Here is a 21776-nt window from a genome sequence, read left to right on the forward strand (position 1 = left end):
GTCGTTTGTCCTCGGAAGAGATCGGATGAAGGCGGGTCAGGCCATGCCCTGGTGGCGCAGCAGCGCATCCAGGCCGGGTTCGCGGCCGCGGAAGGCCTTGAACGACTCTATGGCCGGGCGGCTTCCTCCCGCCTCGAGAATGGCTTCACGGTAGCGGCGGCCCGTGGCCACGTCCAGCGTGCTGTGACCACTGGCGCGCGCAGCTTCCTCGAAGGCCGAGTAGGCGTCGGCCGAGAGCACCTCCGCCCACTTGTAGCTGTAGTACCCAGCGGAATAGCCGCCTGCAAAGATGTGGCTGAAGGTGTGCGGCGTGCGGCTGTAGGGCGGTGGCTGCAGCACCGCGACCTCATCGCGGACCTGCGACAGCAGCGCCAGGATGTCCTCGCCGCTTGACACGGGGGCAGGCTGGCTGTGCAGCAGCATGTCGAACAGGGAGAACTCGACTTGGCGCAGCGTCTGCAGCCCGCTCTGGAAGTTTTTGGCCGCCAGCATCTTGTCGAACAGGTCGCGCGGAAGGGGTGCACCGGTGTCCACGTGCGACGTCATGTGCTTGAGAACGTCCCATTCCCAGCAGAAATTCTCCATGAACTGGCTGGGCAGTTCGACCGCGTCCCATTCGACACCGCTGATGCCAGACACGTCGCGTTCGTTGACACGCGTGAGCATGTGGTGAAGGCCGTGACCGAACTCGTGGAACAAGGTGATCACGTCGTCGTGCGTGAGCAGGGGGGGCTGCCGGACTCCATTGACCTCGACGCCCTCGGCGAAGTTGCAGACCAGGTGCGCCACGGGCGTCTGCACGCTGCCGTCGTCCGGTCGCAGCCAGCGGGCCCGCACATCGTCCATCCAGGCGCCACCGCGTTTGCCGTTGCGGGCCGCGGGGTCGAGGTAGAACTGGCCGACAAGTTCGGGTCCGGTCGCAGTCCGGCGTTCGATGCGGTAGAACTCCACCAGCGGGTGCCAGACCGGGGCGATGTCCCGGCGGATGCTCACCTCGAACAAGGTTTCGACGATCTGGAAAAGGCCCGCCAGCACCTTGGGCGCGGTGAAGTAGGGCTTGATCTCCTGGTCGCTGAAGGCGTAACGGGCTTCCTTGAGCTTTTCGCCGATGTAGGGCCAGTCCCAGGGCTGCGGATCGCTGATCCCCAGTTCCTGGGCGGCGAACTCCCGCAAATCCTTCACATCCTGCTCGGCGTACGGGCGGGCCTTGCGGGCCAGATCGCGCAGGAAACCGATCACCTGTTCGGGCGATTCCGCCATCTTAGGCACCAGTGAGACATCGGCGAAGTGGCGATGTCCCAGCAACTGGGCCTCCTCGTGGCGCAGCGCCAGCAGCTCGGCCATGATGGTCGTGTTGTCGAAGCGGGTGGCGTCGCCCTCGGCCTGGTCGCTGGCGCGCGTCACGTAGGCGCGGTAGAGCTTTTCCCGCAAAGCGCTGCTGCGGGCAAACTGCATCACAGGCAGGTAGCAGGGCATCTTGAGGGTGAGTTTGTGACCGGCCTGGCCGTCTGCCTGGGCCGCCGCGCGCGTGGCCTGCTGCACATCCGCCGGCACCCCTTCGAGGTCTTCTGGTGACACGTACAGACTGAAAGAGTCGGTGGCGTCCAGTGCGTTTTCGCTGAACTTCTGGGCGAGTTCGGCCTGTCGTTCCTGCAGCCAGGCGAACCGCTGCTTGGCCTCTCCTTGCAACTCGGCACCGCCCAGAACGAATCCACGCATGGCGTTGCGGTGGGCCTGTGCCTGCTCAGGGTTCAACCGGGAGACGTCCATGGCCTTGTACTTGGCATACAGACGCTCGTCGGCACCCAGCCGCGTCCAGAATTCCGTCACGCGGGGCAGCGCTTCGTTGTAGGCAGCCCGCAACTCGGGTGTGTCGGCCACGCTGTTGAGGTGTCCGACTGCACCCCAGGCGCGCGACAGTCGCTCGGTGGACACGTCGAGCCGGGCAGACAAGGCGCTCCAGTCCGCAGGAAACTCCGGCGCCGTGACGTTCTCCAGGGCGGCATCGGCTTCCTTCAACAGGGCATCGATGGCGGGCGCCACGTGGGAAGGGGTGATGGCATCGAACCGCGGCAGTGCGGAGAAATCGAGCAGTGGGTTGTCAGCGACGGTGTTCATGCAACTCAGTAGGGGCTCGGGACAGAAAGTTCAATGGCCTGGGCGGCTGGAACCCGGAACACCGGCTCAGCGGGCGCTTTTCTTGATGCTCTTCTTGAGCACCTTGGCGCGCTTGACCTGGCCGCCGGGAGTCAGTCGCTGGTTGCCCAGCACCCGAACCACCTTGACTTCGGGCTTCTGGCCTCCGCGCTTGCTGAACTTGAGCACCTTCACATCGCGTGGCCCGGGCATGCGGTCTTCATCGGCCACTTTCTGCTTCTCCGGAACCGGGCGCCACAGCACCAGCAACTTGCCGATGTGCTGAATGGGGGCTGCCTCCAGCTCGTCGGCCAGCGTCTGGAGCATGGCCTCGCGGGATGGGCGGTCGTCGCTGAACACACGGATCTTGATCAGGCCGTGGGCCTTGAGCGCTGCGTCCACCTCCTTTTTGACGGCGGCGGTCAGTCCGTCTCCGCCAACAAGAACGACGGGATCGAGATGGTGCGCCTCGGCGCGGTGCACCTTGCGCTGTGCGGGCGTGAGTTGGATCTGGGGCATGGGACAATTATCGTTTACATAGCGGCGGCTCACAGCCCCGGTTTCGCCATGGGCATGAAAGTCAAGACTCAGAGCAAGAAGGTCAACAAGGCGTGGCTGAACGAGCACGTCAACGATCCGTATGTGCGTCTGGCCCAGAAAGAGGGTTACCGTGCGCGGGCGGCCTACAAGCTCAAGGAGATCGACGAAACCCTGGGGCTGATACGTCCGGGTGACGTGGTGGTCGATCTGGGTTCGGCGCCCGGCGCCTGGAGTCAGTATGTGCGGCGGCGCCTGAGCCCGGGCGGCGCCGCTGTCGGCGAGTTGCACGGACAGATCATCGCGCTGGACCTGCTGCCAATGGAACCCGTCGAAGGCGTGCACTTCATCCAGGGCGACTTTCGCGAGCGCGAAGTACTGGCCGCGCTGGAGCAGGCGCTGGCCGACCGTGGGGTGAAGGCAGTCGATGTCGTGGTGTCCGATATGGCGCCGAATCTCTCTGGCATCGGGTCGGCCGACGCCGCGCGCATTGAGGATCTGGTGGGCCTTGCAGTGGACTTCGCCAGTCAGCACCTCAAGCCAGATGGTGCCTTGGTGGCCAAGCTGTTTCACGGTGGGGCCTACGACCCTCTGGTGGCCCTGTTCCGAAAGACGTTCAAAGTGGTAAAGACCTTCAAGCCCAAGGCGTCGAGGGACAAATCCTCTGAAACCTTTTTGGTGGGCATGGGTCTCAAAAGCCCGAGCTGATCAATAAATACTAACCATTTCATTGGCGTTGCCTCCCCAAATGTCAAGTCCCTCGTGGCTTGAAACACCTAAAATGGCCTCAACATGCCAGTATCCGTTCTAGTCAGGAGCCGACCTTGAACAACCAGTGGTTCTCGAAGATTGCCGTGTGGATGGTGATCGCCATGGTGCTTTTCACCGTCTTCAAGCAATTCGATGGCCGCGCGACGGCCGGAGCCGGTTACGTCGGCTACTCCGAGTTCCTGGATCAGGTGAAAGCACAGCAGATCAAGCAGGCCACCATCCAGGAGGGCCAGGGCGGTACCGAAATCGTGGCGGTCACGCACGATGACCGGCGCATCCGCACCACGGCCACTTATCTCGACCGCGGTCTGGTGGGTGACCTGATCAACAACAATGTCAAGTTCGACGTGCGTCCGCGCGAAGAGGGCTCGCTGCTGATGACCCTGCTGGTCAGTTGGGGGCCGATGCTGCTGCTGATCGGCGTGTGGATCTACTTCATGCGCCAGATGCAGGGCGGTGGCAAGGGGGGGGCCTTCAGCTTTGGCAAGAGCAAGGCCCGCATGCTCGACGAGAACAACAATACCGTGACCTTTGCCGACGTCGCCGGTTGCGACGAAGCCAAGGAAGAGGTCAAGGAGGTTGTGGACTTCCTCAAGGACCCGCAGAAGTTCCAGAAGCTGGGCGGCCGCATTCCGCGCGGCCTATTGCTGGTCGGTCCTCCGGGCACCGGCAAGACACTGCTGGCCAAGGGCATTGCCGGCGAAGCCAAGGTGCCGTTTTTCAGCATCTCGGGTTCGGATTTCGTGGAGATGTTTGTTGGCGTGGGTGCGGCCCGTGTGCGCGACATGTTCGAGAACGCCAAGAAGAACGCGCCCTGCATCATCTTCATCGACGAAATCGATGCGGTCGGTCGCCAGCGAGGTGCCGGTCTGGGGGGGGGCAACGATGAACGTGAGCAGACCCTGAACCAGATGTTGGTCGAGATGGACGGCTTTGAAACCAACCTGGGCGTGATCGTGGTGGCCGCCACCAACCGCCCGGACATTCTGGACGCCGCCCTGTTGCGCCCGGGGCGTTTCGACCGGCAGGTCTACGTGACGCTGCCCGACATCCGTGGTCGCGAGCAGATCCTGAACGTGCACATGCGCAAGGTGCCGTTGGGCACCGACGTGAACGCCAGCGTGATCGCCCGCGGGACGCCCGGCATGAGTGGTGCCGACTTGGCCAACCTGTGCAACGAGGCCGCCCTGATGGCCGCCCGCCGCAACGCGCGCGTGGTCGAGATGCAGGACTTCGAGAAGGCCAAGGACAAGATATTCATGGGTCCCGAGCGCAAGAGCATGGTGATGCCCGAGGAGGAGCGCAAGAACACGGCTTATCACGAAGCTGGGCATGCCCTGATTGGCAAGCTGCTGCCCAAGTGCGATCCGGTGCACAAGGTCACGATCATTCCGCGCGGCCGGGCACTGGGTGTGACCATGAGCCTGCCGGCGCAGGACCGCTACAGCTACGACAAGGACTACATGCTGAACCAGATCAGCATGCTGTTCGGTGGCCGCATCGCGGAGGAGGTGTTCATGAACCAGATGACCACGGGCGCTTCCAACGACTTCGAGCGTGCCACCTCAATCGCCCGCGACATGGTGATGCGCTACGGCATGACCGACGCGTTGGGCCCGATGGTCTACGCTGAAAACGAGGGCGAGGTGTTCCTGGGCCGTTCGGTCACCAAGACCACCAACATGAGTGAGCAGACCATGCAGAAGGTGGACGCCGAGGTTCGTCGCATCATTGATCAGCAGTACAAGCTGGCGCGTGACCTGATCGAGGAGCACAGCGACAAGATGCACGCGATGGCGACGGCCTTGCTGGAGTGGGAAACCATTGATGCCGACCAGATCGACGACATCATGGCCGGGAAGCCGCCGCGCCCTCCCAAGGACTGGACACCTCGCACGCCATCGGCGGGCGGAGGTGGCAGCGGCGGGACGCCTGCCGTGACCACGGACACGGCGCCAACAGCCGCCTGAGGCGCGTCATCAGTCCAGTCTTTTTTCTGCGGGGCCCCATGGGCCCCGTTTCTATTCAGAGACCCGTATGCAGTGGACCACCTCCCGTTTTGTCATCGACCTGGACACGCCGAAGGTCATGGCCATCGTCAATGTGACGCCTGACTCATTTTCTGATGGTGGGCAACATGACAGCACGTCCTCCGCGCTGAGACATTGCGAGCAGGTGCTCAAGGAAGGCGCACATATTCTGGACATTGGCGGCGAATCGACACGGCCGGGTAGTCCTGCGGTACCACTGGAGGCCGAACTTGAGCGGGTCGTTCCGGTCGTGCGCGAGGCGGTGAAACTGGGGGTGCCGGTATCGGTGGACACCTACAAGCCGGAAGTCATGCAATCGGTGCTGGACCTCGGCGCCGACATCGTGAACGACATATGGGCTTTGCGCCGCAAGGGCGCAGAGAGTGTGGTGTCTGGCCATCCGCGCTGTGGTGTGTGCCTGATGCACATGCATCGCGATCCGCAGACCATGCAGGTGGCGCCCATGGATGGCAGTGTGCTGACTCCTGTGCGGCAATTTCTAGAGGACCGGGCTGCAGTGCTGGAGGGGAGGGGGGTGAGCCGAGAGCGGATCGTATTGGACCCAGGCATTGGTTTTGGCAAGTCGGTGCAGCAGAATTTTGAACTTCTGGCAAATCAGTCCGCATTGAATCAACTGCCATATCCGTGGCTTGTTGGTTGGTCGCGTAAGTCATCGCTCGGTGCCGCCACTGGACGACCGACTCCAGTCGAGCGTGTTTCCTCCAGCGTGGTGGCGGCTGTACTCGCGGTGGAGCGTGGTGCTTCAGTGGTTCGTGTACACGATGTTCGGGACACGGTGGATGGACTGGCCGTATGGCTGGCCATAGGTGCACCAGCGAACACAGCCTAAAGTCGCAACAAAGTGTGTATCCCCCGCTTTGGGGGCGAAACCAACTAGTACGCAAGTTACAATGCCGACCTGCCAAAAATATATTCAGGAGGAAGTGGCAGCAGGTCCGGCCTAAGCGCGACACAGCGTGGCTGGGCTCGCCGGCCCGCGCAGCCGTCATGCTGGATTGTCCGGATCTCGCGGTACCCAGGGAGGTGATGCAACACGTCGTGCGCGTGGAGTCATCGCGCAATCCGTTCGCCATCGGAGTGGTGGGCGGTTACTTGGCGCGCCAGCCCAAAAGTCTTGAAGAAGCGCTGGCCACTGTGCGTCAGCTCAAGGAAGAGGGCTACAACTTTTCCGTAGGCATCTCTCAGGTCAATCGCTACAACCTGGCGAAATACGGCCTCAAGACCTACGAACAAGCGTTCGAAGTCTGCCCTAACCTGCAAGCGGGTTCCCGCATCCTTCGAGAGTGCTACGACCGTGCCCAAGACTGGGGCAAGGCCTTCAGTTGCTACTACTCGGGTGACTTCACTACGGGCTTTCAGCACGGATATGTGCAGAAGGTGTTCGCTTCCATGTCCAAGGGAGTGCTAGCCAAGGACTCAAGCCTGCCCGTGGCTATACGCGTTATTCCACGCGAAGGCGTCCAGCGTCGGCGTGTCAGCGACGAGCAACTGCCTCTAAGAACTATCGGAAAAGTTCTGCGTCTTGATGGATTGCAGCTGCGAACGGCTTCTGCGTACCCAGAGTCCTATCCGGTACGTCGGCATATCTCTTCCTCGAAGCTACCTGTTGCGGGAAAAACACAGCTGCTTGCCGAGTATGGGGGGCAGCAAGCAAATGCCAACGAATCGAGTTCCGGCCTCTCTGTGCTGGGAATAGGTGTTGTGGCTGCAACTCAGACCACATTGCCCGAGAGTTCACGCACCCAGATTCCAGTGCAGATGGTAGGTGTGGACGGTGATCCCTATCAAACCCGCATGCTTCCACTCCAAACCGGCTTTCCCGACAAAGTTCGGCCTGGGCCAGACTTCAATCAACCTTCCCGCTCTACTCGTTCGGCTGCCCATGTCGCCGAGCGCAGAGGTGGCTTGTTGCTTTCCACTGAGTCTTCAGCTTTGTCTGAAAACCCGGCTGATCGGTCGTCACCGTTCGTCGGAAATGTTCGCGGTCCGAAAGGCATATCGCCGACGGATCATTCCTTCGTCTTTTGATATTTCAACTTCCTCAATACTTCTATGTTGACCACTCAAAAATTCACGCATCGGTTGGAGTATCGCTTTGCCATAGCGGTATTGATCTGCTTGATTTGTATTTTTTTCGTCCCAGAAGTTCTCGCGCAACAACAGGGAGGATTCACGGCTGCCTGTCAGAATGTCCAGACATTCTTTGGCCGTGTAGTGACAATTCTCCGTGCAGCGTCAGTGGCGATCGTAACTATCGCAATTGTTTTTGCTGGCTACCAGATTGCATTTGCTCACAAGCGTTTATCTGATGTTGCTCCGGTGTTGGTTGGAGGTCTTCTGATTGGCGGTGCAACCGCCCTTGCCAGTTGGTTTGCAACCGATCTCGGGGCTGGCTCGGTTGTGGGTGCTCAAGCAACTTGCTGAGCAGGGTCTTTTAAGCGATGAATAGAGATACTGTTTTCCGCGGCTGTACCCGGCCTGCAATGATCATTGGAGTACCCTACTTACCTTTTGTAGTAGGCGCTGGTACTCCACTGGTCTTGGCTATGTATATTTCGTGGTGGTTTCTGCTTCTGATACCGTTTTCAGTCCTAATAATGCGATTAATGGCTAAAAGGGATGAGATGATTTTTCGATTGATTGGGTTGAATCTGGTGTTTCGATTTTTGCCCAGAAATCTAAATGCGGCTGGAGGCGCTTGGGTATTTTCGCCGCAGCGGCAGAGCAAAGGTAATCGCGGTAAGAAGATGGAGCCGTACGCTTGAACGAGCGGCTAAATACTTCATCGGTAGATCCTGCTTATGTCTTTGTTCTCGCCCGATGCTGACTTCAGCAACTTTATTCCCTTCAGCACTCATGTGGATACCCACGCGGTGAAATCACGGGAAGGTGACTACTTGATCACCTGGTTGCTCAGTGGATTCCCGTTCGTAGGACGGGAAGACTGGGAGCTTGAGCACCGGCACAAAGCCTTCAACAACCTGCTGCAAAGCCTGCGTGCGCCGGATTTCGAGAACGTCGCATTCTGGGCCCACGACATCCGGCGTCGCCGGCCCATCAAGGCCGAGGCGCGCTTTCCCCACACCTTCAGCCAGGAACTGCACGACAAGTACATCGACCGGCTTTCGAGCAAGCGGTTGATGCAGAACGAGCTCTACCTGACCATGGTCTACCGCCCAGTGGTCAGTGGAAAGAAGTTCGCAGCGATCTCGCGAGACATTGAGGCCTTGCGTAAGGAAGAGAAGGCTTATCTTGAGAAGATCTACGAGTTGGTGGGCAACGTCGAGGCCCTGCTGCAGGACTACTCACCGTACCGCCTGGGTCTCTACGAGAGTGTGCACAAACAGGTCTTTTCCGAGAACCTGGAGTTCTTTGGCTACCTGATCAATCACGTGGATGAGCCTGCGCCGGTGTTGCCGGCACCCATCTACAACTACCTCCCGACAAGCAAGCATCTGTTCTCGACAGGGAGCGGTGATTTCGCCATTCGCACTGCCAACGGCGACAACTATTTCGGTGCCATCCTCAACATCAAGGAGTACGCCGACAGCTCCTGGCCAGGCATTCTGAACGGCCTGAAGTATCTGGAGTTCGAGTACATCGTCACTCATTCCTTCACGCCCATGAGTCGCTACGACTCGATGAAGGCTTTGGAGCGCACGAAGGGCGCCATGCTCTCGTCCGAAGACAAGGCGGTCAGCCAGATCGTGGAACTGGACTTCGCGATGGACCAGCTCGCCTCGGGCAACTTCGTGCTCGGCCAATACCACTTCAACATGGCCATCTTTGCCGCCAGTCAGGACGAGCTGTACAGCCACGTCGCGCAGGCCCGCGCACAGCTGTCGGGCGCCAGCTTTGTGACAGTAAAGGAGGACGTGGCCGTGCCAGCGGCTTTCTATGCGCAGTTGCCCTGCAACTGGCGCTTCCGCCCGCGCATTGCCAACCTGAGTTCGCTGAACTTCCTGGGGTTGAGCCCGCTGCACAACTTCGCCACCGGCAAGCCCAACTTCAACCCGTGGGGGCCGTCGGTCAGCATCCTTCAGACGCTGAACAATCAGGCATACCACTTCAACTTTCACGCCACCAAGCCGCACGAGTACTCGCTGGGTGAGAAGGCCATTGCCAACACGATGGTGATCGGCAAATCAGGCACCGGCAAGACGGCGCTCATCAACTTCCTGTTGGCGCAGGTACAGAAGATCGATCCGGAACCGACGATCTTCTTTTTTGACAAAGACCGCGGCGCCGAGATCTTCATTCGGGCCTGTGGTGGTCGCTACTTCACCCTGGAAAAGGGGCGGCCGACCGGCTTCAACCCTCTGCAGTGCGACAACACGCCCGAGAACGAGCAGTTTCTCGTGGAGTTGCTGCAGACGCTGTGTGGCAAGGAGAAATACGCCGCTACCGAGCACGAGGACCTGATCCGTGCAGTGCGCGCCATCCTGGACACGCCGGTGCACCTGCGCACCATGACCAACCTGCAGAAGAGCCTGCCCAACATGGGCGAGAACAGCCTCTTCGAGTGCATCTCGGTCTGGTGCAAGGGCGGGCCGTTTGCCTGGGTGTTCGACAACCCCAAGGACAACATCGACTTCTCAGGCGCCAACATCGTCGGCTTCGACTACACCGAAGTCATCGAGGACTCCAAGACCCGTGAGCCCATCATCCAGTACCTGCTGCACCGGATGGAAAGCCTCATCGACGGGCGCCCGTTCATCTATGTGATGGACGAGTTCTGGAAGGTGCTGGAGGGCAAAGGCGGTCTAAAGGACTTCGCTAAGAACAAGCAGAAGACCATCCGGAAACAGAACGGCCTGGGGATCTTTGCCACCCAAAGCCCGCAGGACGCGCTCAACAGCGACATCTCGGCTGCGCTCATCGAACAGACCGCGACGCTGATTTTGCTGCCCAACCCCAATGCCGACCCCAAGGACTACCTCGAAGGTCTCAAGCTGACGCGGGCCGAATTCGAACTGGTGGTCGGGCTGGACGAGCGCAGCCGCTGTTTCCTCGTCAAGCAGGGCCACAACGCGGTGCTCTGTCAACTCAACCTCAATGGCATGGACGACGAACTCGCCGTGTTGTCGGGCTCGTCGGACAACGTCGAGATCCTGACGGCCCTGCTCGCCGAACACCCGACGCCACATTTGCCGGACACCTGGCTGCCCGAGTTCCACCTTCGTCGCAAGGGGCTGCGCACCCAGCGCAAAGCGCTCATGGCCAACAGCAACGAGTTTCTCCGGCATGCGCCAACGGCCGATCTGGAGGAGAGCAGCGAAGCATCGCTGGTCAGGTAGCCGAAAACCCAAGGGAGCAGAAACAACAATGAAACCAATCAGAACATCCAAAGCAACCGCCATGCGCTTGCTCGCTGCGCTTGTTTTGGCGGGCGCCCCGCTGGCCGCTTCGGCGACTGCGGGACAGTCCAAGTGCGGAGGCCTGGCCCCCGAAGGCACCTCCACTGGGGGAGCCTTCTTTGACAACGACCTTCCTGCCGGGCAGGACGTGTTCTCTTTCTGTGCCTTCGGCTACCCGCCGCACTGCTGGGTGGGGGTGAACCCCATCGCAGGCACCTGGAAGATCGTCAACCAGTATTGCTTCAACCCCAAGTGGACCAGCAAGTACGAGCAGGTCTGCCCGCACGGCCGCCGCCCGGGTACTTGGAAGAGCCCGGGCAAGATGCCCTTCGACTACAAGGGCAAGGCCGGTGCGCCTGATGGCCTGGAGGAGTGCCAGCACTTGATGGAAGAGTGACGGCGGCTTGCACCAAGAACAACAGACAGGAGGAAAACCAATGAACACATCCATCACCCGGGCTTTGCGGGGCCTCGGCATGCTGGGGGTCGCCCTGATGCTGGCCACCGCCGCTCACGCCGTCAATTTGCCCAAGCCGCCCAGCCCACCGAAGCCTGGGGATCTGCCTGAAATTCCCGACACCCAGATCCTCGACAAGCTGCCCGAGGGCACAGAAATGCCCGAACCCGGACAGTCCGGCGTGGTGGTGTCCTGCCTGCAAAAAGGCAACATGGACATCTCCCGGCCGAGCCTGCCTCTCCTTAGCTGCTGGGAGAGCGCGACCAACGGCAGCGATGACGTGGAGGCCCTGAACAAGGCCTGCACGGTGCAGATGACGCCGATGAAGATCGACTCGACCCTCGTGCCGAAGTGCCCCCCCAAGGCGCTGGGCACCTGCATCGGAGCCAAGAGTGGCGGCGCTGCCAACAGCGAGAAGTCCACCTCCAACCACTATCACTACACGCCGCAGACCTTGTTCGAGTGGCGAAAGAGCAAGAAGAACTGCGAGGCCTCGGGCGGCAAGTGGTACGGCCTGGGCAACAAGTCGCGCCTCTTCTGATCCATCCGTCCAACACCTGCTTGCTGCTGCGCCATGCACACCTCAAAGCGCGTTCTCCGTTCGCTGTTGCTCACCGTCTCCACCGCGTGTCTGCTGGGGGGCTGCATGATGCCTGCCATGGTCGCCACCAATCTTGAGAAGTCGGGCTACAGCAGCGATATCGACAAGGGTCGCGCCGTGCTGCTGCACCACGTCAAGACATTGCAGGCGGCGGGCGATCCGCTCGGTGACTACTTCTACGCGCTGGGCAATTCGGACGGCTGGATCAAGGACGTTCAAGGCGACGAGGCCATCACCGAGCTGTTCCGCCAGGCGGCGGCCAAAGGGTCGATGGACGCGAAGATTCTGCTGGCGCTGCAGAAGGCGACTGGGGAACCGGTGCCGGGCAAGCTCAATGAAGGCATGGTGCCGAACAAGGACCTGAGGCTTTGGGAGGCCGGGCTGGCCGAATTGCAGCCGCTGTTGCAGCAGCAGTGCTATGTGCGGCGGCTGGTCGTGGGCAGTCGCGACCTGGGTACCGATCTGAGGCCTCATGTCACGACGTATGCGGTGGCATACAAGATCTGGCCGACGTTTCGAGATGGGCATCATGTTCAGGGCGCTCAAGGGGAATGGATTAAGAAAGTCGAGAAGAACCCTGAGCGGCACAGGCTTTGGGAGGCCCTGGAGGAGAACTGCAAAGTACCTGCCGATATGTGGCTGGCCCGCCTGTACAACAAATAAGTCGGGAGTAAGCGCATGAGCGAACAAAAAATACTCCCGCCCGGGCCGCCTGAGAATCCCTGGAACCGGTGGGGCGCCAAGGTGGGGCTGCACCTGGCCTTCTGGGCCTATCCGCACAAGGACGTCAAGAAAGCGGAGGAAGTTGCCAATTACCCCCCGCCTTGGGAGCATGCCGTGCCGGGAAAACTCTTGCCCGCTGACTGGCCAGCTCCCGTCAAAGACACCAACGGCCGCCTGTTGCAAGACGGCTGGAACACCCAGCAAAACGCCGACGGCACGCTGGAGAACCAGTTCATGGTCTCTATCAACCGGAAGACGAACCAGATCTCCTTCGACTTCAAAGGTTCGGACGCCTGGAGCAACTGGGGAAGCGACTTGGGCAATGCCGGCGCCAGCGAGTTCGCCAAGATCCAGGCCAAGGCCCAGGCAGCGTATGACTACTTGAGCCAGCACCCCGACTACAAGCACTACCACTTTTCAGCCACCGGCCACAGCCTGGGCGGCGGCATGGCGCAGAGCTTTGCGCTGAAAAACAACATCGACGTGGCTGTCTACAACAGCCTTCCCATCGCACGCGACACCCGCAACGGCGACTACTTCAAGGATGTGGGCGGTTACGAGGTCGCCCTTGCGCGTTACCGGGCCAGCGGCCGCGTGGTTCACGACGTGCGCACCCCCAACGACATCGCCACCCACACCTACCACAGCGTGATGGGCAACCACTACCTGGGCGAACGCACGGGCCAGCCCCACACCCTGCTGCCCGGCACTCCCGCGCCCGACCTGCTCAAGACCGCTCTGCTGCTCAGCAAGTTCGGCACCCTTCCGGCGGTAGCCATCATGGGCAAGGACCACACGATGGGAGCACTGGTCGACGGTCAGCAGGGCCTGAGCGTCGGACCCGACGGGCGCTTCCGCATTCCCGAGGGGCAACGTGAGTTCTCCGAAATTCCCGCGCAGGCCAGGGCGCGCTTCGCATTGCTCAGCGCTTCACCCGTGACCAAGGTCGGCCAGATGGCGAGCGCCGACGAGAGCTCGCCCTGGAACCGCTACCAGATCGAGCGCAAAGACGGCAGCCGTCAGTGGCTCAGCAGCAACCAGCAAACGGGCGCCGTCGAGATCGAGCACCACGGTGCGGATGACCAACGCCGCCGCATCGAGCTCAATCCCCGGCTTGGGAAGGAGGCTGTGTTCACCGAGCTGGATGCCGAGGGGCGGCCGGTGCGCAGTGAAAAGGTGTCGATGAGCGGGCCAGATGTGAAGAGTGGTGTCCGGCTGGCTGTTGATTCCGGCAAGTCCGAACGCCAGTGGCCCAGTGCAGAGCAACAAACCCAAGCCCAGCGTTTCGAAGAACAGCTGGGAGCACGGCTCAAGCAGCTTGGGATGAACGAACGGCAGATCGACACCCTGGCGGCGGCAGTCGTCAAGGAGTGCACGCGGTTCCATGGCCAGGGCGAGGCCGGCCGGTTTTTGCTGAGCCGCGACGCCAGCACCATCGCACTGCAGCAGGTGCATACCCCGCTGAGGGAATTCAGTGTGGCAGATGCATTGGCGCGAAGTCCGGCGGAGCACTGGGCGGAGGCGGTGACCATGAATCGGGACAGTTCAGCAGAAACACGTGACGACCACGGCGGCCATGGGATGAGCGTGCCGGGATATTCCCAGCATGTGCCGGGACACCAAGCAGTGGCCTGAGCGGCGCACGCTCGTTCCGGCAGCGCCAACGTTTATTCAAGGAGTGGATGGTATGAAAAGCAATGAAGTTAAGGCAGCAGCGCATTCGGTTGCCCGCCGGGCCGTGATGAGGCTCACCCTGGCTGGTGTGCTGGCAGTTGGTTTGTCGGCGTGCGGTGGTGGAGGCGGGGGCGACGACAGCTCGGACGATTCCAAGGACCTGCGGGCGGCGCTGGACCGGTTGGAAGCGGGAATGACCTATGACGAGGTTGTGGCTGCGGTGGGTTGGGAGCCCAATGAAACACGCAATGTGTGGTCCCATGACGGTCTTCAGTTGCAGGTGATCTTCGGAGTTCCGTACAACGGAGATGTTGAGCGAATCGAGACGGCTCGTCTGTCTGGTAGAGGCGACAGTATCGATCGTGACTATCGATAACGAAAACCCGAAGGCATCTGCCATGAAGAAGACAGTGTTCTTGACCTTAATTTTGTTGTCACAAGGCGCGCAGGCGCAATGGGCGGTTCTTGACGAAGAGGTGAGAAAGCTCGTTGACCGCATTAACAATGTGCGTGGCTCTACAGGCCAATTGGATGATCTGTCTCCCAGCACCAATCTCGACATGGACTTTTCCACCGTCGCGGTACAGAACCCTGAGCGATTTGTCGGCACGGCAGCGGATTGCGGTGACCGCTCGCTCAACCAGAACCACTACAACGCCTGCATGGGATTGCGCAACCTACGCCTCACCACGCTTAAAGAGACGGTAGATGTGGTGAACGTAATTGCGGCGCGAGACCGGCAGATAAAGTCGATCATCAACCATGGCAGTCGAACTGCAAACTCTGGTGAGCTTCAGCGCCTCCAGTTCGAGCTGATCGGGCTGCAGACCCGCATGCAAAACGACGCGATGAAGCTTCAGGCGCTGCACTTCGGCTACAAGCAGCGAGAAAAAGCCTACGAGATGCAAATGGCTGAAGCGCGTCGGGTTTCAGATACCCGGCCCAACTCGCTCGTCAATCTCGGCCCGGTGCCTTTCGTACCGCCGCCGAGATAACAGGGTGCTTGGATTGAACCTATTTCCAGAGTTGTCATATGCCCTGTAGTTCCGCTGCGCTTCCAGCATTTCTGGTGACCGCCCTCACTGGCTTGGACAACCGCTACGTTGCCATGGTCAACGATGCCGTGTTCGTCTGCAGCGTTCGTGAGTATTTGATCGACGACATGTTGATCGGTACCTACCGTGAGTTGGTGGCAGCCAAGTTGGCTACCGCGCTGGCCTATATGTCCACGACGCTCGTGACCATCTGGGTGGCTTACCAGGGGTTCATGATCATTTCCGGGGCCAATCGGCAACCCATTCTGGGGCTCGCCTACAAGACAGGGAAGATGGTGTTGATCCTGTCGCTGGTCGCACTGGTGGCTCGGAACTCACCGGTGATTGCCGACACCGTGCTGGATTTTCAGGAACTGGTCACGGCGGTCGTGGTGGACGAGGGGACCGACGTCTACCGCACGATTGACATCAACCTGGCGCTGGCCCAGGTGTTCAATGCCCTGATTGACGGTTTTGTAGGGGGCGCTCAGGCGAACGCAGAGGGCAAGTCTCTGACCCAGATGGCCGGTCTGGTCGGCCAGAGTGGTCCGGCCATGCTGGTGTCGGTGATGGCGATCATGGCGGAGATCTCCATCACGCTGGCCATCATGCTGGCGCCTTTGTTCCTGCTGTTCCTGCTGTTCCAGCAGACCGCGGCTATGTTCTGGAGTTGGGCAAAGTTCCTGCTCGGAACCATGTTTTCGCTGGCGGTGCTGGCGCTCGTCTCCGGCATCTTGCTGAAGATGATGATGATGTACGGCGCCACCGTGCTCGCCGGCTTCTTCCTCAATGCGTCGGCCCTGGGCAGTGTGGTATCGGTGGATGTGGGTGGCAGTGCGATGCGGATGGCCATGCTCGGGGCGCTGTCGACTGCGTTGCTGGTGATGATCCCGCCGCTGATCATGCAGTTCTTCAACTCCGGGGCCTCTTTTGCAGCGGGCGCCATGATGGGGGCCATGGGCGGTGGTGCGGCCGCCGGCGGTGTGGTTGGCCTAGCCAACGCGATGGGCGGGCAGCAGCAGCCTGCTGGTGTTGGTGCTTCGTCCGGTGGCTCGGGCGCACGCCTTGAGACCTCTCGGGAAGGGGCTGGTGTCGCAACTGAAAGCCCCGCCACCCGCAACACCCAAATGGCTCTTCAACGCACCGGCGTTTTCGGGTCGGCAGGTGCAGGCGAACGCCTGTCTTATGGCACATCTCCCGCGCCCGGCAGTATGGGCGTGGCCAGCCGGGTACCCGAATCCCCGGGGTTGGCGTTTCTTCGGCAGAAGCAGAGCAGCGACGAGTTCCGCGATCCAGGCAACGCTTCCTCTTCCAGGCCGGTTGAGGTTGAAAGCGCTGAGAGCACATCGGTGCAGCCCCCGGTGGCCGACCTGACCTACGACGCGACACGGGGGGTGTACGTCGGCGCTGGCACCGAGGCTGCCTTGGCCGGCGACGCTGGCAAGGGGGGGCGGCTGAAGGTTTCTCAGGGCGAGGGCGATACCTCTGTTCACCGTGGCAACCAAGGCCCTGTTGCTACAAGCAATGGAGCTCCGGCAAGGCCGCGTGTGCCATTCGGGGCGCCTGCAGACAAGCCCCTGAAGCAGAGCTGACGATGCCGATTCGAAATGACCAATGAGTGACTACGAGATGACCAATACAAACATGACCAAGGGACGGATGACACGTGTACTGGGGGCCTTGTTGCTGGCGGGCTTGCTGCAAGCCTGCGCAGCGCCCAAGCCCATTGACATTTCCGACAGCTGGAAGCCGGTGAACACGCTGGCCGCCAAGCCGCAGGAGATTCCGCTCAAGGAGGAAAACGAGCTGCCGCGCTTCCAGATGCTGCCGACCGATGCCACGCTGCGCCACATGCTGGAACGCTGGGCCAAGGAGAACGGGGGGGCGCTGGACTGGCAGTACCCCAGCGACCTGACCCTGGTGTCGGGCCTGGAGTCGATCAAGGACAACAACCTGCAGCGCGCCCTCAACGCGGTGAGGCGCAACTACGCGGCGCAGAAGCTGCGCATCCAGGTGTCGGCCAGCCGGTCGATGCTGGTCACCAAGATGCCTTGAGGACGGTATGGCTTTGTTCAAGCGCGAGGTGTCCGAGGCCTCGCAGGAAATTCTCAAAAAGTCGATGGACTTCGAGTCCAACGTCATCTCGATGGTCAAGCGCAGCGAGCGCAGGGCATGGATCGTGGCCATCGGTTCCATGGTGCTGACCCTGATGCTGGGCGGGGCGATTGCCTACATGCTGCCGCTCAAGGAAAAGGTGCCTTACCTGGTGACGGTGGATCTCAAGCGCAGCACCAGCACCGTGTCGCCGTTGCGCGACAACGTTGCGGCCACGGGCATCTATGCCAGCGAGGCGCTCAACCGCAGCCATGTCGCCCGCTTCGTGCAGGCGCGCGAGGGCTACGACTACGACACCATCAACGAGCACGACTGGGAGTACGTCGCGTCCATGTCCAACGACCAGGTCAAGGGCCTGTTCGTGCAGCAGTTCGACGGCACGGCCAACAGCCCCGAGAAGAAGTGGGGCCGCAACACGGCGATCCGGGTGAAGGTCAACAGCATCGTGTTCAACGGGCTGGACGAAGAGCGTGGCGCCCGGCCCACCGGGGCCACGGTGCGCTTCGAGAAGTGGAAGTTCGACAAGACCAACGGGCGCAGCGAGTACCTCAGCAGCCACGTGGCCACGATGAGCTACGAATACAAGACCAACCTGAAGATGAGCGACCACCTGCGATTGCGCAACCCGCTGGGGTTCCAGGTGACCTCGTTCCGCGTGGACGACGAGTTCAACGCACCGGTGTTCAAGGCCGGCCAGCCGGACAAGGGCGTCCCGCTGCTGACGGAGGACGAAGGTGTGATGCACCGCGGCGCCGACGCGCCGGATGCGCCGTCTGCGGTGGTGCCGGCAAGCGCCCAGCCTGCCCAGCCTTCGCTGCCCGCACTGCCTGGTGCACCTGCGACACCGGCCCCAGGCCAGTAGTGGCCTGAGCCAGCGCACACATGGGCGCCACCCGGTGGTTGCGCCCTCATCGAGTTTGAAATGACAGGGAGTAGACAAGCATGACCCATCGATTGCGAAACTTCAGCGCCATGGCGGTTCTGGCGCTCACGGCCAGCCTCTGGGCGGGCAGCGCCGGCGCACAGGAGGTGCGCGAAGTGCCGTATCAGCGCGACCAGGTGGTGCGCGTGAACACTGGGCTTGGCATCGCCACCCAGATCGAGATCAGCGCCCAGGAGCAGGTGAAGGATTTCGGCACCGGTTTCAGCGACGGCTGGGAGCTGGTGCGGCGCGACAACATCTTCTACATCCGACCGAAGAACGTGGATGTGGACACCAACATGTACATCCGCACCAACATGCGTTCGTACCTGCTGGACCTGCGCGTGTCGGCCACCAAGTGGAAGACGCTGGAAGAGGCCAAGAACGCGGGCGTGTTCTACAAGATCCGCTTTGTCTATGGCAATGAAGAGCCGGACAAGGCCAGCCCGCTGGCCGCCGCCAATGCGGTGCTGTCGCCATCGGCGGCTGCTCTGAACTCGCAGAGCAACTACCACCTGAACTACGACTATTCGACGGTCAGCGATGTGTCGACCATCGTGCCCACCCGGGTCTACGACAACGGTCAGTTCACCTACATCCACCTGCCGCCGATGGCGAATTTCCCGGCCGTGTTCGGGCGCAACGAGCGCAACGGCGAGGAGTTTCTGGTGAACACCAAGAGCGAGAAGAACGTGATGGTGGTGCTGGGCGTCTATCCGTTTCTGGTGATGCGGCTGGGCAATGACGTGGTGGGACTCAGGAGGAACCAATGAGCATGCAATTTCCCCAAGGCGGCGGACAGGGCCCGGTGCTGTCCGACAACATGCCCAAGCTGTCGGCGGGTCTGACGCGCGGTGTGAACAAGACGGCGGTGGCGTACATCGTGCTGGTGTCGCTGGCCACCATCGGCATGACCCTGTGGGTTGCGAGCAATGCGTTCTCGGCCGACGACGACAAGAAGAAGCAGGTGACCTATGAAGAGGTCACCGTGCCGAACAAGCCGAAGCTCGCCGTGCTGCCACCTCCGCCGCCGGCCGAGGTGGTGGCCAAGGCGGATATGCCGTCACTGCCTACGGAGATGCACCAGCTGGCCGAGGCCCAGGCGCCCAAGGACGACCTGATGCAGCGGCGCATGGCAAGCGAGAACAATCTGGTCGCCACCCAGGACAAGGGCAAGAAGAACCAGTTGTTCGAGGACGAGTACTCGTCGGTCAAGCGCGGCGCGGTGGAGGCCCTGGCCAATGCCGACTTCACGCTGACCCGTGGAACGTACATCCGCTGCTCGCTGGAAACCAAGATCGTGTCGACCCTGCCTGGCATGACCTCGTGCATCGTCACCGAGCCCATCTACTCGGTCAACGGGCGCCGGTTGCTGATCGACAAGGGGTCGAAGGTCACAGGCGAGTACAAGTACGCCGACGAGAACTACGACCGGATCGGCATCGTCTGGACCCGCGTGCTCACCACCACGGGCCTGGATGTGCGGATCGACAGCAACGGCACGGACGCGCTCGGGGGGGCTGGGGTGCCTGGTCACTACGACGGTCACTGGGGTGAGCGCATTGGCGCAGCCATGTTGGTCAGCCTGCTGGCCGATGGCATCGATGCCGGGGCTCAGAGGTTCGCGAACGAACACAACATCCGCGGCAGCACGACAGTGACGGGGGCTGGCGGTGTGGGCGTGGTCTCGATCGACCCGTGGGAGTCGGCCACCGCGGCAACGGCCAAGAAGGCCGCCTCCGATATGTTGGCCCGCTCAGCCAACCGCAAGGCGACGGTGACGGTGCTGAACGGCACGGTGATCAACATCTTCACCGCCCGGGACGTGGATTTCTCGAGCGTGATGCGCTGACCGGTGGTGGTGTCTGACATGTCAGAGAGTGGCGGCGCGGAACAGATCGCGAACATCTCAACCGAGTTTCTGGAGTACCAGTACCACGTCCTGGGCATCACCCCGTTCCTGGGTGATCCGCGCGTCACCGAGATCTGCATCAACCGGCCGGGCGAGGTGTTTCTGGAGACGGTCAAGGGCTGGGAGCGCATCGATGTGCCCGGGCTGACCTTCGACCGTGCGCGCCAGTTCTGCACCACGGTGGTCAACGAGAGCAAGACCGGGCAGCGCATCACTGCGGTGGACCCGGTGGTGTCACTGACTTTTCCCACCGGGCAGCGCGCGCAGTTCGTGCTGCCGCCAGCGGTGCCGGCGGACCACGTCTCGATCACCATCCGCCTGCCCTCGCGCTACACCAAGACGCTGAACCAGTACCAGGAGGACGGCTTCTTCGCCCGGATTCTGGAGGGCACCGACAGCGTCAGCGAGATGGACGAGGAGTTGCTGACGCTCAAGCGCTCCCGCAATTACCACGACTTCTTCAGCAAGGCAGTGTTCTACAAGAAGAACATCGTCGTGTCGGGTGCCACCGGCAGCGGCAAGACGACCTTCATGAAGTCGCTGGTGACGCACATACCGGAGGACGAGCGGCTCATCACGATCGAGGACGCGCGGGAGCTGTTCATCGAGCAGCCCAACCGCGTGCACCTGATCTATTCGCGGGGCGGGCAGGGCACGGCCAATGTCACGGCCAAGGGCTGCATGGAGGCCTGCCTGCGGATGAAGCCCGACCGCATCATCCTGGCCGAAATCCGGGGCGACGAATCGTTCTACTACATCCGCAACTGCGCCTCCGGCCACCCGGGTTCGATCACCAGCTGCCATGCCGGCAGCACGAGCCAGACCTGGGACCAGATGGCGCTGATGGTCAAGGCCTCGCCTGAGGGCTCAGGCCTGGACTTCGACGAGATCAAGCGATTGCTGATGCTCACCATCGACATCGTGGTGCACATCAAGGCCCATGCCGGCCAGCGCTACATCACTGGCATCGACTTCGATCCCCAGCGCAAGCTCGCGCTGGAGTCATGACATTCAAGGAGGACAACATGAAACATCGTCAGGTTGTGGCGGCGGCCTTTGTCGCGCTTTGTGCCATGGCGGCGCAGGCCGCCACGCCGACGCCGGGCATCACCCCGGTCGACATGCGGGGGCTGTGGTTCCTGAAGAACGAGGAGGGGGCCGCCAAGTGCGCCGCCTACCTCGGGCGCAAACCGGTGGAGCCCGATCCGGGGGCGCTGGTGATCGACGAACGCCAACTGCAGCAGTGGGCGGAGAACACCCAGACCACCATGTACTTCGTGACCGATGTACAGACTCGCCGCGTCAACACCTGGCGCATGCAGGCCCTGGTCGATGTGCCGCCCTACGACAAGCCCAAAACGCTGGAGACCTATGTCTTCGAGCTGCGACAGGACGAGCTGCTCTGGTCCCGCCGCCGGGGCACCGACGCGCTGGACGAACCCGTGGACACAACGGTGTTTGCGCGCTGCGGCTACTGAGGTCTGTG

The 21776-nt window shown here is 61.5% G+C and carries 22 protein-coding genes; 20 read left to right on the plus strand and 2 right to left on the minus strand.

Annotated elements, in window-relative coordinates:
* Window positions 1-36 precede the first annotated feature (36 nt).
* Together BC358_RS09925 and BC358_RS09930 are read right to left on the minus strand one after the other, a co-directional pair.
* Window positions 37-2118: a M3 family metallopeptidase gene (locus BC358_RS09925; protein WP_079365690.1), complete on the minus strand. Its 2082-nt coding sequence runs from the start codon at window positions 2116-2118 to the stop codon at window positions 37-39.
* 66 nt (window positions 2119-2184) lie between these two features.
* Window positions 2185-2655 (minus strand): YhbY family RNA-binding protein, encoded by a 471-nt coding sequence (locus tag BC358_RS09930; protein ID WP_066151374.1) that lies wholly within the window; start codon window positions 2653-2655, stop codon window positions 2185-2187.
* Between the two features lie 54 nt (window positions 2656-2709).
* Between BC358_RS09930 and BC358_RS09935 the strand changes: the two genes are divergently transcribed.
* The 20 genes from BC358_RS09935 (at window position 2710) to BC358_RS10030 (ending at window position 21768) form a co-directional block, all read left to right on the plus strand.
* Window positions 2710-3381 (plus strand): RlmE family RNA methyltransferase, encoded by a 672-nt coding sequence (locus BC358_RS09935; protein ID WP_079365892.1) that lies wholly within the window; start codon window positions 2710-2712, stop codon window positions 3379-3381.
* A gap of 116 nt (window positions 3382-3497) precedes the next feature.
* Window positions 3498-5414, plus strand: coding sequence for an ATP-dependent zinc metalloprotease FtsH (gene ftsH, locus BC358_RS09940; RefSeq protein ID WP_079365691.1), 1917 nt, complete (start codon window positions 3498-3500; stop codon window positions 5412-5414).
* Between the two features lie 67 nt (window positions 5415-5481).
* On the plus strand, window positions 5482-6324 hold the full coding sequence (gene folP / locus BC358_RS09945) for a dihydropteroate synthase (protein WP_079365692.1): 843 nt from the start codon (window positions 5482-5484) through the stop codon (window positions 6322-6324).
* Between the two features lie 158 nt (window positions 6325-6482).
* Window positions 6483-7523 carry a lytic transglycosylase domain-containing protein gene (locus tag BC358_RS09950; protein ID WP_179130048.1) on the plus strand — a complete coding sequence of 347 codons (1041 nt, stop codon included), beginning with the start codon at window positions 6483-6485 and terminating at the stop codon, window positions 7521-7523.
* Window positions 7524-7547: 24 nt separating this feature from the next.
* Window positions 7548-7919: a TrbC/VirB2 family protein gene (locus BC358_RS09955; protein ID WP_079365693.1), complete on the plus strand. Its 372-nt coding sequence runs from the start codon at window positions 7548-7550 to the stop codon at window positions 7917-7919.
* A 17-nt stretch (window positions 7920-7936) separates the two neighbouring features.
* Window positions 7937-8260, plus strand: coding sequence for a VirB3 family type IV secretion system protein (locus BC358_RS22495; RefSeq protein ID WP_079365694.1), 324 nt, complete (start codon window positions 7937-7939; stop codon window positions 8258-8260).
* 36 nt (window positions 8261-8296) lie between these two features.
* On the plus strand, window positions 8297-10792 hold the full coding sequence (locus BC358_RS09965; protein ID WP_218669485.1) for a VirB4 family type IV secretion/conjugal transfer ATPase: 2496 nt from the start codon (window positions 8297-8299) through the stop codon (window positions 10790-10792).
* Between the two features lie 61 nt (window positions 10793-10853).
* Window positions 10854-11249 (plus strand): hypothetical protein, encoded by a 396-nt coding sequence (locus BC358_RS09970; RefSeq protein WP_079365695.1) that lies wholly within the window; start codon window positions 10854-10856, stop codon window positions 11247-11249.
* A gap of 40 nt (window positions 11250-11289) precedes the next feature.
* Window positions 11290-11850, plus strand: coding sequence for a hypothetical protein (locus tag BC358_RS09975; protein ID WP_079365696.1), 561 nt, complete (start codon window positions 11290-11292; stop codon window positions 11848-11850).
* 117 nt (window positions 11851-11967) lie between these two features.
* Window positions 11968-12573, plus strand: a complete 606-nt coding sequence (locus tag BC358_RS09980; RefSeq protein ID WP_143434253.1) for a hypothetical protein — start codon at window positions 11968-11970, stop codon at window positions 12571-12573.
* Window positions 12574-12588: 15 nt separating this feature from the next.
* Window positions 12589-14268 carry a hypothetical protein gene (locus BC358_RS09985; protein WP_143434254.1) on the plus strand — a complete coding sequence of 560 codons (1680 nt, stop codon included), beginning with the start codon at window positions 12589-12591 and terminating at the stop codon, window positions 14266-14268.
* 52 nt (window positions 14269-14320) lie between these two features.
* The gene (locus BC358_RS09990) at window positions 14321-14683 is read left to right on the plus strand and encodes a hypothetical protein (protein ID WP_079365699.1); all 363 of its coding nucleotides are present in this window, start codon (window positions 14321-14323) and stop codon (window positions 14681-14683) included.
* Window positions 14670-15302, plus strand: a complete 633-nt coding sequence (locus BC358_RS09995; RefSeq protein ID WP_143434255.1) for a hypothetical protein — start codon at window positions 14670-14672, stop codon at window positions 15300-15302. The genes BC358_RS09990 and BC358_RS09995 overlap by 14 nt, the downstream gene beginning before the upstream one ends.
* Window positions 15303-15376: 74 nt before the next feature.
* Window positions 15377-16933 (plus strand): type IV secretion system protein, encoded by a 1557-nt coding sequence (locus BC358_RS10000; protein WP_179130049.1) that lies wholly within the window; start codon window positions 15377-15379, stop codon window positions 16931-16933.
* Window positions 16934-16985: 52 nt separating this feature from the next.
* A complete protein-coding gene (locus BC358_RS10005) occupies window positions 16986-17396 on the plus strand; it encodes a TcpQ domain-containing protein (RefSeq protein WP_179130050.1) in 411 nt (136 codons plus the stop codon).
* Window positions 17397-17403: 7 nt separating this feature from the next.
* Window positions 17404-18318, plus strand: a complete 915-nt coding sequence (locus BC358_RS10010; protein ID WP_079365703.1) for a virB8 family protein — start codon at window positions 17404-17406, stop codon at window positions 18316-18318.
* Between the two features lie 80 nt (window positions 18319-18398).
* Entirely contained in the window at window positions 18399-19151 is a 753-nt protein-coding gene (locus BC358_RS10015; protein ID WP_079365704.1) for a TrbG/VirB9 family P-type conjugative transfer protein, read from the plus strand.
* Window positions 19152-19153: 2 nt separating this feature from the next.
* Entirely contained in the window at window positions 19154-20230 is a 1077-nt protein-coding gene (locus BC358_RS10020; protein ID WP_179130051.1) for a TrbI/VirB10 family protein, read from the plus strand.
* Window positions 20231-20248: 18 nt separating this feature from the next.
* Window positions 20249-21298: a P-type DNA transfer ATPase VirB11 gene (gene virB11, locus BC358_RS10025; protein ID WP_079365895.1), complete on the plus strand. Its 1050-nt coding sequence runs from the start codon at window positions 20249-20251 to the stop codon at window positions 21296-21298.
* 17 nt (window positions 21299-21315) lie between these two features.
* Window positions 21316-21768, plus strand: a complete 453-nt coding sequence (locus tag BC358_RS10030; RefSeq protein ID WP_143434257.1) for a hypothetical protein — start codon at window positions 21316-21318, stop codon at window positions 21766-21768.
* Window positions 21769-21776: the final 8 nt, after the last annotated feature.

Source organism: Hydrogenophaga sp. H7 (assembly GCF_002025745.1).
In the GTDB taxonomy this organism is placed as follows: domain Bacteria; phylum Pseudomonadota; class Gammaproteobacteria; order Burkholderiales; family Burkholderiaceae_C; genus Hydrogenophaga; species Hydrogenophaga pseudoflava.

What these genes read in the sequence shown, in the direction of transcription:
- BC358_RS09925 (WP_079365690.1), bottom strand. Translation starts at nt 2,118, where the DNA reads ATGAACACCGTCGCTGACAACCCACTGCTCGATTTCTCCGCACTGCCG.
- BC358_RS09930 (WP_066151374.1), bottom strand. Translation starts at nt 2,655, where the DNA reads ATGCCCCAGATCCAACTCACGCCCGCACAGCGCAAGGTGCACCGCGCC.
- BC358_RS09935 (WP_079365892.1), top strand. Translation starts at nt 2,710, where the DNA reads ATGAAAGTCAAGACTCAGAGCAAGAAGGTCAACAAGGCGTGGCTGAAC.
- folP (WP_079365692.1), top strand. Translation starts at nt 5,482, where the DNA reads ATGCAGTGGACCACCTCCCGTTTTGTCATCGACCTGGACACGCCGAAG.
- BC358_RS09950 (WP_179130048.1), top strand. Translation starts at nt 6,483, where the DNA reads ATGCTGGATTGTCCGGATCTCGCGGTACCCAGGGAGGTGATGCAACAC.
- BC358_RS09955 (WP_079365693.1), top strand. Translation starts at nt 7,548, where the DNA reads ATGTTGACCACTCAAAAATTCACGCATCGGTTGGAGTATCGCTTTGCC.
- BC358_RS22495 (WP_079365694.1), top strand. Translation starts at nt 7,937, where the DNA reads ATGAATAGAGATACTGTTTTCCGCGGCTGTACCCGGCCTGCAATGATC.
- BC358_RS09965 (WP_218669485.1), top strand. Translation starts at nt 8,297, where the DNA reads ATGTCTTTGTTCTCGCCCGATGCTGACTTCAGCAACTTTATTCCCTTC.
- BC358_RS09970 (WP_079365695.1), top strand. Translation starts at nt 10,854, where the DNA reads ATGCGCTTGCTCGCTGCGCTTGTTTTGGCGGGCGCCCCGCTGGCCGCT.
- BC358_RS09975 (WP_079365696.1), top strand. Translation starts at nt 11,290, where the DNA reads ATGAACACATCCATCACCCGGGCTTTGCGGGGCCTCGGCATGCTGGGG.
- BC358_RS09980 (WP_143434253.1), top strand. Translation starts at nt 11,968, where the DNA reads ATGGTCGCCACCAATCTTGAGAAGTCGGGCTACAGCAGCGATATCGAC.
- BC358_RS09985 (WP_143434254.1), top strand. Translation starts at nt 12,589, where the DNA reads ATGAGCGAACAAAAAATACTCCCGCCCGGGCCGCCTGAGAATCCCTGG.
- BC358_RS09990 (WP_079365699.1), top strand. Translation starts at nt 14,321, where the DNA reads ATGAAAAGCAATGAAGTTAAGGCAGCAGCGCATTCGGTTGCCCGCCGG.
- BC358_RS10005 (WP_179130050.1), top strand. Translation starts at nt 16,986, where the DNA reads ATGACCAAGGGACGGATGACACGTGTACTGGGGGCCTTGTTGCTGGCG.
- BC358_RS10010 (WP_079365703.1), top strand. Translation starts at nt 17,404, where the DNA reads ATGGCTTTGTTCAAGCGCGAGGTGTCCGAGGCCTCGCAGGAAATTCTC.
- BC358_RS10015 (WP_079365704.1), top strand. Translation starts at nt 18,399, where the DNA reads ATGACCCATCGATTGCGAAACTTCAGCGCCATGGCGGTTCTGGCGCTC.
- BC358_RS10020 (WP_179130051.1), top strand. Translation starts at nt 19,154, where the DNA reads ATGCAATTTCCCCAAGGCGGCGGACAGGGCCCGGTGCTGTCCGACAAC.
- virB11 (WP_079365895.1), top strand. Translation starts at nt 20,249, where the DNA reads ATGTCAGAGAGTGGCGGCGCGGAACAGATCGCGAACATCTCAACCGAG.
- BC358_RS10030 (WP_143434257.1), top strand. Translation starts at nt 21,316, where the DNA reads ATGAAACATCGTCAGGTTGTGGCGGCGGCCTTTGTCGCGCTTTGTGCC.